We start from the raw sequence: 12,926 nt of genomic DNA on the forward strand, positions 1-12,926 counted from the left end.
AGGAGCCCGTACTGTTGGGACTATTCGGGCGTCTCGTTCTGCTCCTTTGCGGCAAGCCGCTGGACTTGCCACTGATGCACGTCGGCCAGCCAATCCAACGGCGCCGTTGGACCGACCCTCGGATCGTCGCTAACCCGACCGTCCCGCAGGTCCTCCACGTACGCGCGATCCTGTTCAATGCGTGCTCGCAGCTGATCGGCCCCGCCAATTGAGCCGTGCCCTGGGACGACGACACTGACGTCATCCGCCACGCTTTCGAACAGCCGCAACCCGGCGAGGTAGTCCTCGATCGGATTCGCGGCCTCAAGGTCGAGGAACGGAATCAGGATGTCAGAAAGCATGTCTCCGGCAACCAGGACGCCGCGCTCCTCGATGAGCAAACCCGCATGGCCTGGGGCATGGCCCTGGTGCGCAAGGATCCGGACCGCCGGGCCATCCCAAGGGACCTGCGCAGCTTCGGCGGGCAGGCCACTAATGAGCCCGAGCAGTTCCATCGGGATGTCCTCGGCGTACTCGGGCGGCAGCCCCTCGGCGACGAGGTCACGCCAGTTCGAGCGCGAGAGCACACCCTGAATGGATGCCGCGCAGCGGGCTGTGCCGTACCGGGGTGGGTCACCGAAGTCCGGGTGCCAGAGCACGTGGTCCCAGTGAGGATGGGTCGAGAAACCGGCCACTACGGGCTGGCCCAACACGCGAAGGTCATCCGCGAGGGCCGACATCTCGCCGACCGTTATCCCGGGGTCGATCAGCAAGACACCGGCCCTGCCCTGCACAACAACGGAATTACTCTGGATGAACTCGCTCTCGTGAACGAGAACTTCCTCAGCGACTTCCTTCAGCATGAGATGCCTTCCGCTTGTGGTTTGCAACCCCTCGTCGAGACGGTATTAGCAGGCGGTAGTACATGGCAAGCACTATGGGCAGAAGCGGGAGAGCCGCGGTCGGGGTGCCCCAATGGACGCAGCGGTCAAGGCAGTCCAGACCACCGGAGCAGCCGGCACCTGCACCGGCAGACAAGGTACCGGCAGGCTGGCGAGAGCGCATCCACCGGTAGCCGTGGACCCAGAACCAACCGCACTGACGCCTGGTGGGTAAACACAGCCGTCGAGCGGATGGTTAAGCTGGGTGGATGGCGACAGTTATCCTCGTGCGGCACGGCCGCACCACAGCCAATGCCACGGGACTGCTGGCCGGTCGGGCCGCCGGTGTCAGCCTGGACCAGATCGGGCGCGACCAGGCGGCTCTGACCGGAGAGCGGCTCGCAGCCGTGCCCGTAGTTGCGGTGGTATCGAGCCCTCTCGAGCGTTGTCAGCAGACCGCTCAACTCATCCTTGATCGCCAGGCTGGCACTCCGCACGCGCCGTTGGAAACCGATCTTACCGAGTGCGATTACGGCCAGTGGCAGGGCCGCACGCTCAGTGATCTCGCAACCGAAGATCTGTGGTCGGCTGTGCAATCGCAGCCGTCCGCTGTCATCTTTCCCGGCGGGGAATCCATGGCCGCGATGCAGGCGCGGGCGGTAGCAGCAATTCGACGCCACGATGCAGCCTTCGAAGCCGAGTACGGGCCAGGAGCCGTATGGGTGGCGGTGAGTCACGGTGACGTTATCAAATCAATTGTCGCTGACGCTCTTGGCATGCACCTCGACCTGTTCCAACGCATTAACGTGGGCCCTGCCTCCGTATCGATCGTGCGCTACGGACCCAGCCGGCCGAGCGTCTACGCGACCAACACCGACGCGGGGGATCTTTCGTGGCTGTCGAACGGCGTTTACTCTGGCGACGCGCCGGTGGGCGGCGGCGCAGGGCATAGGGCACCATGAAGCTCATAGGCCTAAAATGCTTATATGCCTACACGTGTTCATGAGTTTGTCTGGCCTGATCGGGTCGTCGTTGGCACCACTGGCCTTCCGGGGGCACGCACGTTCTACCTGCAGGTGCGTGCAGGGACTCAGATCGTAAGTATCGCCATGGAGAAGCAGCAGTCGGCGCTGCTCGCCGATAAAGTCGACGAAATTCTGGACCACCTTCTCACCGTCGAGGGCAACCCCCACAGCGTTCCCACCAGTACCCCCATTGAATTGGTTGACAATGACCATCTCGAAGCCGTTCAGGAGCAGTTTCGGACCGGCGCCATGAGTTTAGGTTGGGACCCAACGACGGCGCAGGTCGTGATAGAGGCCTATCCGATCACCGATGTCGAAGCTGATAACAACAGTGAATCGCTTGATGAGGACGACTCTGACGTGGCCGAAATGCTGCTGGTGCGGATGCCGGTTGGCACCGCCCGCGCATTCGCTAAGCGCACGCGTGAGGTTGTGGGCGCCGGGCGTCCCGCGTGCCCGCTCTGCGGTTATCCCGTAGACGCCGACGGGCACGTCTGCACTCGGCCCGAGGTCTGATGCCGGCGCCCAACCTGTTTACGGCCGAGCTGACGCTGACTGGGCGCATAACGACGGCGTCGAACGCCACCTTCCTGGGCAGCATCGGGGACACGAAAGTCGTCTATAAGCCGATAGCCGGGGAAAAACCGCTGTGGGATTTTCCCGACGGCTTCCTTGGCTACCGGGAGGTTGCCGCCTACCTGGTTTCAGAGGTCCTCGGCTGGAACGTGGTGCCACGCACCTGGCTGCGCGAAGGTCCGTTCGGAGAGGGGATGGTGCAGCTGTGGCAGGAGACAGACCCCGACCAGAACGCGGTAGACCTCGTTGCGTCGGACGACGTACCGGAGATCGGCTGGAAACACGTCCTCGAGGGTCAGGATGAGAATGGACGGATGGTCGCCCTCATTCACGAGGACTCTCCGGCGCTCAGGCGCATGGCGGTGTTCGACGTCGTCGTGAACAACGCCGACCGCAAAGGCGATCACATCCTTGCCATCACGGACGGACACCGGCACGGCGTGGACCACGGGCTTACCTTTCACCGTGACCACAAGCTGCGCACGGTGCTATGGGGGTGGCTGGGAGACGCTCTGACCGGCGAGGAACTTGCGGGCATCGATCGTGTCAGCGAAGGACTGGACGGTGAGCTGGGCCGCAACCTGGCGGACCTGCTCAGCGCCGAAGAAATTGCGTCGGTCGCCGCGCGCTGCGCCCGGTTGCGCTTGGCGCGTCGGTTCCCGGCTCCGAGCGGTGAGATGTCGGCGGTGCCCTGGCCACTGTTCTAAGGGAATCGCGACTTCATCGTGAAAACGCTGCTGCAAGGCCGGACCCCGTCGAGGGCGTACGTGGATTCGTTGCCCAAGGACGCGAACGAGCTAGCTGGCAAACCGCAAAACGGCCCCACACATAATACGTGTGAGGCCGTTTCCGTATCGCCCAGTTCCGGATCTCGGCGGTCTCGATCGACGCGTGTGTGTGACTAGAAATCCCAGTCGTCGTCCTCAGTGTTGACAGCCTTGCCGATGACATACGACGAACCTGACCCCGAGAAGAAGTCGTGGTTTTCGTCAGCATTCGGGGACAGGGCCGAGAGGATGGCCGGGTTTACGTCGGTGACGGAAGCCGGGAACATGGCCTCGTAGCCCAGGTTCATCAGTGCCTTGTTGGCGTTGTAGTGCAGGAACTTCTTGACGTCCTCGGCCAGGCCAACGGAGTCGTAGAGGTCGTGCGTGTACTGGACTTCGTTTTCGTAGAGTTCGAACAGCAGCTCGAACGTGTAGTCCTTGATCTCCTGCTTGCGCTCCTCGGAGAGGCCCTCCAGGCCCTTCTGGAACTTGTAGCCGATGTAGTAGCCGTGCACGGCTTCGTCGCGGATGATCAGGCGGATCAGGTCGGCCGTGTTCGTCAGCTTGGCCCGTGAGGACCAGTACATGGGCAGGTAGAAGCCCGAGTAGAACAGGAAGGATTCCAGCAGCGTGGAAGCAACCTTGCGCTTTAGGGGATCGTCGCCCTGGTAATAGTCCATGACGATCTGGGCCTTCTTCTGAAGGTTCACGTTCTCGGTGGACCAGCGGAATGCCTCGTCGATCTCCTTGGTGGAGGCCAGCGTGGAGAAGATCGAGGAGTAGCTCTTGGCATGCACGGACTCCATGAACGCAATGTTCGTGTAGACGGCTTCCTCGTGCGGGGTGATGGCGTCGGGAATCAAAGAAACGGCGCCCACGGTGCCCTGGATGGTATCCAGCAGGGTCAGGCCGGTGAACACGCGCATGGTGAGCTGCTGCTCGTCCGGGGTCAGCGTGGCCCACGACTGAACGTCGTTGGACAGCGGGATCTTCTCCGGCAGCCAGAAGTTGTTGACCAGGCGGTTCCAGACGTCTACGTCCTTATCGTCCTGGATGCGGTTCCAGTTGATCGCTTCGACGTGGCTAAGCAGCTTGACCTTCTCGGTCATGTCATCCCCTAAAAGTTGGGTTGTTCTTTGAAGTTAAGCGTACGACGGCGGGCGGGCGCCCGCCGTCGTACCGTCCAGATTTAGTTGAAGATTAAAGCATGCAGCTGACGCAGCCGTCCACCTCAGTTCCCTCCAGCGCGAGCTGGCGGAGACGGATGTAGTAGATGGTCTTGATGCCCTTCTTCCAGGCATAGATCTGGGCCCGGTTGATGTCGCGCGTGGTGGCGGTGTCCTTGAAGAACAGCGTCAGGGACAGGCCCTGGTCCACGTGCTGGGTGGCGGCGGCGTAGGTGTCGATGACCTTCTCGTAGCCGAGCTCGTACGCGTCCTGGTAGTACTCCAGGTTGTCGTTCGTCAGGTACGGCGCCGGGTAGTACACGCGGCCCAGCTTGCCTTCCTTGCGGATCTCGATCTTGGACGCCACCGGGTGGATCGAGGAGGTGGAGTTGTTGATGTAGGAGATCGAGCCCGTCGGCGGGACAGCCTGCAGGTTCTGGTTGTAGATGCCGTGCTCCATGACCGAAGCCTTCAGCGCGCGCCAGTCATCCTGGGTGGGGATGTGGATGTTCTTGAACAGCTCCGCTACCTTCTCGGTCTGCGGCACCCACTCCTGCTCCGTGTACTTGTCGAAGAACTCGCCCGAGGCGTACTTGGACTTCTCGAAGCCGCCGAAGGTCTGCCCGGTCTGGATGGACAGCAGATTGGAGGCGCGGACCGCGTGGTACACCACCGAGTAGAAGTAGATGTTGGTGAAGTCCAGGCCCTCTTCGGAGCCGTAGTGGACCCGCTCGCGGGCCAGGTAGCCGTGCAGGTTCATCTGGCCCAGGCCGATGGCGTGGGACTGGTCGTTGCCTCGGGCGATGGACGGCACGGAGGTGATGTTGGACATGTCCGAGACTGCCGAGAGGGACCGGACGGCCGTTTCGATGGTCAGGCCGAAGTCCGGGCTGTCCATGGCCTTGGCGATGTTCAGCGAACCCAGGTTGCAGGAAATGTCCTTGCCGGTCTGGTCGTAGGACAGGTCATCGTGGTACGTGGTGGGCTGGGAAACCTGGAGGATCTCCGAGCACAGGTTGGACATGATGATCTTGCCGTCGATCGGGTTTTCCCGGTTCACGGTGTCCTCGAACATGATGTACGGGTAGCCGGATTCGAACTGGATCTCGGCGAGGGTCTGGAAGAACTCGCGCGCCTTGATCTTGGTCTTCTTGATCCGGGAATCGTCCACCATCTCGTAGTACTTCTCGGTGACCGAGACATCGGAGAACGGCATGCCGTAGACGCGTTCGACGTCATACGGGGAGAACAGGTACATGTCCTCGTCCTTCTTGGCCAGCTCGAACGTGATGTCCGGGATGACAACGCCCAGCGAGAGGGTCTTGATGCGGATCTTCTCATCCGCGTTCTCGCGCTTGGTGTCCAGGAAGCGGTAAATGTCCGGGTGGTGCGCGTGCAGGTACACGGCGCCGGCACCCTGGCGGGCACCGAGCTGGTTGGCGTAGGAGAAGCTGTCCTCGAGGAGCTTCATCACGGGGATAACGCCGGAGGACTGGTTCTCGATCTGCTTGATCGGGGCGCCGACTTCACGGATGTTGGTCAGCGCGAACGCCACACCGCCGCCGCGCTTGGACAGCTGCAACGCAGAGTTGATGGACCGGCCGATCGACTCCATGTTGTCTTCGATGCGGAGCAGGAAGCAGGAAACCAGCTCGCCGCGCTGGCGCTTGCCGGCGTTCAGGAAGGTGGGGGTGGCCGGCTGGAAGCGGCCTTCGATGATCTCGTCCACCATCTGCAGCGCGAGCTTTTCGTCGCCGCGGGCCAGGTGCAGGGCCACCATGCAGACGCGGTCCTCATAGCGCTCCAGGAAGCGGTTGCCGTCGAACGTCTTCAGCGTGTAGGACGTGTAGAACTTGAACGCGCCCAGGAAGGTTTCGAAGCGGAACTTCTTCTTGTACGCGCGGTTGTAGAGCTCGCGGATGAAGTTCATCGTGTACTGGTCGAGGGTTTCGCGCTCGTAGTACTGGTTCTTGACCAGGTAGTCGAGCTTCTCTTCCAGGTCATGGAAAAAGACGGTGTTGTTGTTCACGTGCTGCAGGAAGTACTGGTGTGCAGCTTCGCGGTCGGCCTCGAACTGGATCTCTCCGTTGGGGCCGTACAGGTTCAGCATGGCGTTGAGCTCGTGATAGCCCAGCCCCTTATAGGCGGCCGGCATCTCGGGCTTTTCGACGGCGGCACTCCGCTTTTCGGCAGCGGCGGTGCCCTGGCCTGCGGCCCTGGTTACTTCTGTGTCTGCGACAGTCGTGTCCAAAACGTGTCCAATCCATTGTGTACGCGGGCGACGTCTTCTGGCGTGCCCATAAGTTCAAATCTGTAAAGCCGGGGGACATCGCACTTGGCTGCAATAATGTCCGCTGCCATGCAGAAGTTGTCCCCGAAGTTTGTGTTGCCTGCACCGATAACCCCACGGATCAGTTGCCTGTTCTGCGGGTCGTTCAGAAAGCGGATTACCTGCTTGGGCACGGAGCCCTCTCCCCCGGTGCCCCCATAGGTCGGCACTACCAGCACGTACGGCCGGGTGGCGAGAAGGGGTGCATCCTTTGCCTGGAGCGGGATCCGTGCCAGCTCACGTCCGAGCTTCGCGACAAATCGGCTGGTGTTCTCGGAGGTGGAGGAAAAGTAGATGAGCTGGCTCCGTGTGGGGTCAGGCGGCAACGGGGCCACCTGGGCCCTGACTACTGCCGGTGCTGACACGGGAGTCACCTCATGTGTGCGGATTGAAAGATGCCGGCTGGCGAAAAGTGTAAGGCCTTAGGCCACGGAGGAAACGGCAGACAGTGCCAGTTCCTCGATCTTGTCCGGGCGGAAGCCTGACCAGTGGTCCTGGTCCGTGACTACAACAGGTGCCTGCATGTAGCCCAGCGCCTTCAGGCGCTCGAGGGCCTCGGCGTCCTGGGAGATGTCAACGCTCTGGTAAGTGATGCCCTTTTTGTCCAGCGCACGGTAGGTTGCGTTGCACTGTACACACGCAGGTTTGGTGTAAACCGTAACGGTCATTGTCCCTGTCCCCTTTTATCGAAATCTTCGCTCGTCTTAGTCCTGCCCAAGCTGTACGTCGATACTACATGTAGTGCAGACGGCTCTTCGGAACCCCAAGATGATGTATTACAAGTATGTCATTTAATGCACTTTTAATCCACAGGCAAGCCCTCTCAAAATGGCCGGAATCCCGCCGTTTTTGCGGACGAAATCCACACCCTGTGGAGTACTTAGCCACAATTAACCCCCCGCGTGTCGCGTGCTGGGCGGCGTGTCGCGCTTAGTATGCGGACCACTACATCTAGTGCCGGGCACGCAAAAGGGGCCCTGAAGATACCTTCCGGACCCCTGCGACGTGATGAACCTAACCAGCTACAGCTGAGCCTCCCGGCGGTCCAGGACAATCTGCTGCACGTCCAGGTAGCCGGACTGGAATCCCGCCCGTGAGTAGCAGAGGTAGAACAGCCACATCCGCTGGAAAACGGCGTCGAACCCCAGTTCGCCCACCTCCTGTGAGCGCGCCATGAACTGCTCCTCCCAGAGGCGGAGGGTCGCGGCGTAGTGATCGCCCAGCCCCATCCGCTCCCGCACCCGGAGTGTGGTGTGCTGCTGGGTCACGCTTTCGATGGCCCGCACGGACGGCAGGAAGCCGCCGGGGAAGATGTACTTGTGCACCCAGGTGTAGGCGTTGCGCGTGGCCAGCATACGGCCGTGCGGCATGGTGATGGCCTGGATGGCCACCTTCCCGCCCGGGGCCAACACGCGGTCGATGGTCTGGAAGTAGATGGGCCAGTACTCATAGCCAACCGCCTCGATCATTTCCACTGACACAATCGCGTCGAACTCGCCTTCCACGGCGCGGTAGTCCTGCAACGCCACGGTCACCTGCTCTGCAAAGCCGGCGGCCGCAATCCGTTCCTGCGCCAGCGCACGCTGCTCACTGGAGAGCGTCACGCTGTAGACCGTGGCACCGCGGGCTGCTGCCCGGAGGGCAAGCTCACCCCAGCCGGTTCCGATCTCCAACAGCCGCGTGCCCGATCCGACGCCGGCCTTGTCCAGCAGCCTGTCAATCTTGGCCTGCTGGGCCTCCGCCAACGCGTCCCACGGGACCGAGTCCAGCGCACCGTCACTCAGCGGGAAAAGCGCCGAGGAGTAACTCATGGTGGTGTCCAGGAAGTTGGAGAAGAGCTCGTTGGACAGGTCATAGTGCCGCGAGATGTTGCTGCGGGTGTTGTGCTCTTCATTGCGCTCCTGCCGGGGCGTCCGTGGCAGGTACAGGGTCCGGAGCTTCTGCAGCGGTGCGGGGATCAGCGTGTCCACGGACGCGGCGAAGACCTCCAGCACCCCGGCGAGGTCTGACGCTTCCCAGTCCCCCGCCATAAACGACTCGCCCAGCCCGATCAGGCCGTTGTCACCGATGCGCGCTTCGAACGCTGCCGGCCTGAGCATGGTCATCACCGGCGCCTCCAGGCCGCCGGCGCCCAGGACCGAACCGTCCGGGTAGGCAACGCGCATTGGTAGCCGCCGCACGGCCGCCTTGAACAGAAGGCCTGCGGCCTTGCCCGCCACCAGTGCTTTAGTGCCCGACGGCGCGTGGGCAACACCGGGCCACACGTCCGGATCGATCGTGGCCGGCGACGCCGGTACCCCGGCCGCAGTATGCGCCGTCACCGGGTGCCGTGCGGCTGACTTCGCGGCGGAAACCTCCGCAGTTGCAGCTGTTCCGTTTTCATCGGTCATGGTCATTGGACTGCCTCCTGTGAGGGGTGATGTGGTTTTTTGATGACTGGCAGGCGTTTTGCCCAGAGTTTAATGCCCTGAATGCGGATCAGCGCCGATACCAGCAGCGGCGCGGCGGGGACGGCAATGGCGGCTGCCAGGATGTTCCTGACGGTGGCCGGGCGCCGGTGCCCGTCCATGGTTGCGGCGAACGGCCGGTGCCCTTCCCGCTCCAGGACGATGGAGACGGACAGCCGCTGCTCCGGTGCGGGCAGCTTCATCCGGTACTGCCCGTCAACGTCATTGAACGGTGAAACGTAGAAGGCCTTGGGCACGCTGGCCCGGCCGGAAGGATCCGTTTCCAGGAGGTAGCAGTGGCGTTCGCCGTAGGTGTTGTGGACTTCGGCGATCACGCACTGCAGCTCGCCGGACATCCGGTAGCACCAGAAGAGGGTGAGTGGGTTGAAGACGTGCCCGAAGACCCGGGCGCTGGTCAGCATCCGGATGGCCCCGCCGTCGGGCTCCATCCCCCGGGTCCGCAGGAACCGTTCCACGTTGCTGCGGATGGTGGCTCCGGGATCGCCCAGGTGGTCGTCGGCCCGGAAGACGGCCAGCGGCCGCATGATCCAGGGCAGGACGGGGAGCCGGTCCACGTCCACAAACCAGCTGTAGCTCCGGTACGTGAACGCGTTCTTCAGCGGACTCTGGCGCACGTGGGAAATGGACGTGCGGTAGATGGCTGCCGTTGAGCTCATGCGCCCTCCGAGGCAGAGAGCAGTTCGGGCTCGGATGCCTGAGTCGCGGGCGTATCCCAAGTTCGTCCCAGGCTCGCGGCGGCACGGACCCCGGCCAGGGCGCCGTCCTCATGGAACCCCCAGCCCAGGTAGGCGCCGGCGTATGCGATGCGGTCATCACTCAGGGCCGCAATGCGCTGCTGTGCCCGCAAAGATTCGGGGGTGTACTGGGGGTGTTCGTAGACCAAATGTTCCAGCACCCGGTCCTCCGCGATGAGCTCGGACTCCCCCAAGCTCACCAGGTACGGCTGGCCATCCGCCGGCTCCAGTCGCTGCAGCCGGGTGAGGTCGTAGCTGACCAGGACCTTGTCCGGGCGGGCTTCGCAGTCCGGGAGACGGTAGTTCCAGGACGCCCTGGCATTGTCCGCGGCGGGCAGGACGGCCGGGTCCCGGTGGAAAACGGTGTGGTTGACGGAGTACGGCATCTGCCCCAGGGCTTCCTTTTCTGCCGGCGTGGCGTCCGCGAGGAAGCTCAGGGCCTGGGCCGGGTGCGTGGCAATGACCACGGCCTCGAAATCCTCCACACCGTGATCGGTGTCAACTTCCACGCCGAGGGCGTGGCGCCGAATAGCGGTGACCGGACTGCTAAGCCTGATGTCCGGGAGCGTGGCGGCCAACTTCTCCACGTACTGCCCCGAACCGCCGGTGACGGTCCGCCACTGCGGCGAACCCTTGACGCCCAGCATGCCGTGGTGGCCCAAAAACGTGAAGAGGTAGCGCGCCGGGTAGGACAGTGCCGTGGTGGGATCGCACGACCAGACCGCACTGACCACCGGAGTCATGAAATGGGAGATGAAGTACTTGCTGAAGCGTTCCTTGGCCAGGAAGTCACCGAGGGTCAGCTCCGCGTCGCCCGCACCAGGGCCGGTGCCGGACGCTGGAGCTGACTCCACCAGAGCGCGGGCCTTGCGGTAGAAGCGCATGACCTCCAGCAGCATCAGCAGGTAGCGTCCGCGCAGCAGGCTGGACGGGCCGGCGATGATGCCGCGGCCGCCCCCACGGGCCCCGGCGTACTCCAGGCCGCAGCCATCGCAGCGGACAGACATACTCATTTCGGAGTCCTGCGTCTCCACGCCCAGCTCGGCGAACAGCCGCAGCAGGGTGGGATAGGTCCGCTCGTTGTGGACGATGAAGCCGGTGTCGATGCCGAGCGTTGACCCGTCCGGCTGTGCGACATTGTGGGTGTGGGCGTGGCCGCCCAGCCTGCTGTCCGCCTCAAAAAGGGTGACGTTGTCGTGCCGGTTCAGGACGTACGCGGCCGTCAGGCCGGCCACTCCGCTGCCCACAACGGCGATGCGCCGTCCCTGCGGCTTGAAGGTCGAGTTCCCTGCCAAAGACACTGTTCTGCTCCCCTGCTCGGACTGCATGTTCGCTTGCTCGGTGCAAACTCTCTAGGGGCAGTTCGACGCCGTGGGGCCGGTGGATGACTGAGTTTGAAGTTATTCTTTGTGCCAGAATGAAGCGGGCCCCCCGGAACCGGCACAACGCGGTGCTTAGGCGGCCCTGACCGAAGGACTGCGTTGGTAAATCCCGTTCATTTGAAGACTCTCCTTGAAGTTACCCGGCTGGGCTCGTTTGCGGCCGCAGCGGCACGCCTGGGGTACACAGCGTCGGCTGTCTCCCAGCAGATGTCCGCCCTGGAACGCGAGACAGGCGTGGTCTTGTTTCAGCGTTCGGCCCGCAGCGTGGTCCCCACGGAAGCAGCGGTGGTGATAACCAGGCACGCCGCGAAGGTCCTGACGGACATCGAAGCCCTGATGGCGGCGGCCTCCAAGACACACAGCAGCACAAGCCAGGAGCTGCGGCTGGGAATCTTCCCCAGCCTGGCCACCTACGTCCTCCCGCGCATCCTGAAGGATCCGGCGTGGAAAGACCTGGGCATTGACCTCAAAGTGTCCGTGGCCGAGCCGGCCCAGACCATCCAGGGGCTACGTACGGGCGGAGAGTTGGATGTGGCGCTCGTTTTCCAGGTGGGCCAGTCCGGGCTTGCCTGGCCGCACACAATCAACCGGCAGTGGATCGGCGACGACAACTTCCGCGTGGTGCTGCCCGCGGGCTGGGGGTTCCGCACTGACGCCAAGGTGGCGGCGGACCATCTGTCCGAACTGCCCTGGATCATGCACCATCCCGGGAGCCCTGACGCCGTAGTGATCGAACGGCTCTTTGCCAGCTGCAACCTGTATCCGCGCGTGGTGGCCCACAGCGACGATTTCCATGCAAGCCTCGAAATGGCTGCCGCCGGACTGGGCGCTGCACTGGTGCCTGAGCTCGCATTGAGGAACCGGCCGGCCGGCGTTGTGGTGCTTGACGTTCCCGAGATCCGGCTGGCGCGGAACGTGTTTGCCCTGCTCATCAATGAGAAGAAGACTGCCCGGGTGCAGCTGTTTGTGGACCTGCTCGCCGAAACCATGGCCGCTGCGGGGTCCTCAGGCAATTAGCCGGAATGCTGGAAAAGCGCAGCACTTGGGGTCTATGTTGAAGGTATGAACAGGGTAGCGAGCCAGCACTTTGGAGAAATCGAGCTCAACCACGGCAGGGATCACAACATCGCCGCCCAACATGAGCTGGGTGGCCAGGTACTGGAACTCGACCTGAACATCGACGCACACGACCACTTTGACGAAGCGGCCATGCACAAGGTGGACTACCGGTTGCGGTTCCTCCCCGAACTCGTGGACGAGGTGCGGCAGATGATCGCCGACGAGCTGGAGCAGGAAGGCACCAGCCCCCAGGAATACCTCCACTTCCACTGCAGCGCCCTCAAGGACGAGCACCTGCAGAAAGTCTTCGGTGTGGAGGAACGCAGCCAGCTCACCAACGACGTCTTCCTGAAAGCCCTCAAACTTGGCCATGTGGGCATCTTCCCCGGCCAGCCAGAGCGCTACTTTGTTATGGACTTCACCCTCGGCTCACACTTTACGGACGAGGTGCTGGTGGTCGCGGCCGACGAAGACGGCGTGGTGGACGACGAAATCCTCTGGGAGTCCTGAACGCCCTTAACGCACGTCGGCGGCCGGTCACCTGAGGTGACCGGCCGCCG

At 63.0% G+C, this 12,926-nt stretch carries 13 protein-coding genes; 5 read left to right on the forward strand and 8 right to left on the reverse strand.

Annotation, left to right across the window (positions count from 1 at the left end):
• Window positions 1-20: 20 nt before the first annotated feature.
• Window positions 21-842, reverse strand: a complete 822-nt coding sequence (locus ACZY1F_RS09575) for an MBL fold metallo-hydrolase (protein WP_463941483.1) — start codon at window positions 840-842, stop codon at window positions 21-23.
• Between the two features lie 287 nt (window positions 843-1,129).
• Here ACZY1F_RS09575 and ACZY1F_RS09580 point away from each other — a divergent pair, with 287 nt between their 5' ends.
• The 3 genes from ACZY1F_RS09580 to ACZY1F_RS09590 are packed head-to-tail and all read left to right on the forward strand — an operon-like array spanning window position 1,130 to window position 3,168.
• Window positions 1,130-1,822 carry an MSMEG_4193 family putative phosphomutase gene (locus tag ACZY1F_RS09580; RefSeq protein ID WP_463941484.1) on the forward strand — a complete coding sequence of 231 codons (693 nt, stop codon included), beginning with the start codon at window positions 1,130-1,132 and terminating at the stop codon, window positions 1,820-1,822.
• Between the two features lie 24 nt (window positions 1,823-1,846).
• Window positions 1,847-2,401, forward strand: coding sequence for a DUF3090 domain-containing protein (locus tag ACZY1F_RS09585; RefSeq protein ID WP_463941485.1), 555 nt, complete (start codon window positions 1,847-1,849; stop codon window positions 2,399-2,401).
• Window positions 2,401-3,168 carry an SCO1664 family protein gene (locus ACZY1F_RS09590; RefSeq protein ID WP_463941486.1) on the forward strand — a complete coding sequence of 256 codons (768 nt, stop codon included), beginning with the start codon at window positions 2,401-2,403 and terminating at the stop codon, window positions 3,166-3,168. Before ACZY1F_RS09585 ends, ACZY1F_RS09590 begins: the two co-directional genes overlap by 1 nt.
• Before the next feature lie 194 nt (window positions 3,169-3,362).
• Here ACZY1F_RS09590 and nrdF read toward each other — a convergent pair whose 3' ends face one another.
• From nrdF to ACZY1F_RS09625, 7 genes are all read right to left on the reverse strand, one after another.
• Window positions 3,363-4,337 (reverse strand): class 1b ribonucleoside-diphosphate reductase subunit beta, encoded by a 975-nt coding sequence (gene nrdF, locus ACZY1F_RS09595; RefSeq protein WP_024368367.1) that lies wholly within the window; start codon window positions 4,335-4,337, stop codon window positions 3,363-3,365.
• Between the two features lie 91 nt (window positions 4,338-4,428).
• On the reverse strand, window positions 4,429-6,549 hold the full coding sequence (nrdE, locus tag ACZY1F_RS09600) for a class 1b ribonucleoside-diphosphate reductase subunit alpha (protein WP_463941573.1): 2,121 nt from the start codon (window positions 6,547-6,549) through the stop codon (window positions 4,429-4,431).
• 65 nt (window positions 6,550-6,614) lie between these two features.
• A complete protein-coding gene (gene nrdI / locus ACZY1F_RS09605; protein ID WP_463941487.1) occupies window positions 6,615-7,088 on the reverse strand; it encodes a class Ib ribonucleoside-diphosphate reductase assembly flavoprotein NrdI in 474 nt (157 codons plus the stop codon).
• Between the two features lie 57 nt (window positions 7,089-7,145).
• Window positions 7,146-7,391, reverse strand: coding sequence for a glutaredoxin-like protein NrdH (gene nrdH, locus ACZY1F_RS09610; RefSeq protein ID WP_013601222.1), 246 nt, complete (start codon window positions 7,389-7,391; stop codon window positions 7,146-7,148).
• 354 nt (window positions 7,392-7,745) lie between these two features.
• Complete coding sequence (locus ACZY1F_RS09615) at window positions 7,746-9,119, reverse strand: class I SAM-dependent methyltransferase (protein ID WP_463941488.1); 1,374 nt, start codon at window positions 9,117-9,119, stop codon at window positions 7,746-7,748.
• On the reverse strand, window positions 9,116-9,847 hold the full coding sequence (locus ACZY1F_RS09620; protein WP_463941489.1) for a DUF1365 domain-containing protein: 732 nt from the start codon (window positions 9,845-9,847) through the stop codon (window positions 9,116-9,118). Before ACZY1F_RS09620 ends, ACZY1F_RS09615 begins: the two co-directional genes overlap by 4 nt.
• Entirely contained in the window at window positions 9,844-11,226 is a 1,383-nt protein-coding gene (locus ACZY1F_RS09625) for an NAD(P)/FAD-dependent oxidoreductase (protein WP_463941490.1), read from the reverse strand. Before ACZY1F_RS09625 ends, ACZY1F_RS09620 begins: the two co-directional genes overlap by 4 nt.
• 180 nt (window positions 11,227-11,406) lie before the next feature.
• On the opposite strand from ACZY1F_RS09625, the gene ACZY1F_RS09630 reads away from it, so the two are divergent.
• A complete protein-coding gene (locus ACZY1F_RS09630; protein WP_463941491.1) occupies window positions 11,407-12,324 on the forward strand; it encodes a LysR family transcriptional regulator in 918 nt (305 codons plus the stop codon).
• A 45-nt stretch (window positions 12,325-12,369) separates the two neighbouring features.
• On the forward strand, window positions 12,370-12,876 hold the full coding sequence (locus tag ACZY1F_RS09635; RefSeq protein WP_463941492.1) for a DUF2004 domain-containing protein: 507 nt from the start codon (window positions 12,370-12,372) through the stop codon (window positions 12,874-12,876).
• Window positions 12,877-12,926 lie beyond the last annotated feature (50 nt).

The sequence above is a fragment of the Pseudarthrobacter xylosi genome (genome assembly GCF_055412765.1).

Coding starts and splice junctions, on each gene's coding strand:
- ACZY1F_RS09575 (WP_463941483.1), bottom strand. CDS start 842: ATGCTGAAGGAAGTCGCTGAGGAAGTTCTCGTTCACGAGAGCGAGTTC.
- ACZY1F_RS09580 (WP_463941484.1), top strand. CDS start 1,130: ATGGCGACAGTTATCCTCGTGCGGCACGGCCGCACCACAGCCAATGCC.
- ACZY1F_RS09585 (WP_463941485.1), top strand. CDS start 1,847: ATGCCTACACGTGTTCATGAGTTTGTCTGGCCTGATCGGGTCGTCGTT.
- ACZY1F_RS09590 (WP_463941486.1), top strand. CDS start 2,401: ATGCCGGCGCCCAACCTGTTTACGGCCGAGCTGACGCTGACTGGGCGC.
- nrdF (WP_024368367.1), bottom strand. CDS start 4,337: ATGACCGAGAAGGTCAAGCTGCTTAGCCACGTCGAAGCGATCAACTGG.
- nrdE (WP_463941573.1), bottom strand. CDS start 6,549: ATGCCGGCCGCCTATAAGGGGCTGGGCTATCACGAGCTCAACGCCATG.
- nrdH (WP_013601222.1), bottom strand. CDS start 7,391: ATGACCGTTACGGTTTACACCAAACCTGCGTGTGTACAGTGCAACGCA.
- ACZY1F_RS09615 (WP_463941488.1), bottom strand. CDS start 9,119: ATGACCATGACCGATGAAAACGGAACAGCTGCAACTGCGGAGGTTTCC.
- ACZY1F_RS09620 (WP_463941489.1), bottom strand. CDS start 9,847: ATGAGCTCAACGGCAGCCATCTACCGCACGTCCATTTCCCACGTGCGC.
- ACZY1F_RS09635 (WP_463941492.1), top strand. CDS start 12,370: ATGAACAGGGTAGCGAGCCAGCACTTTGGAGAAATCGAGCTCAACCAC.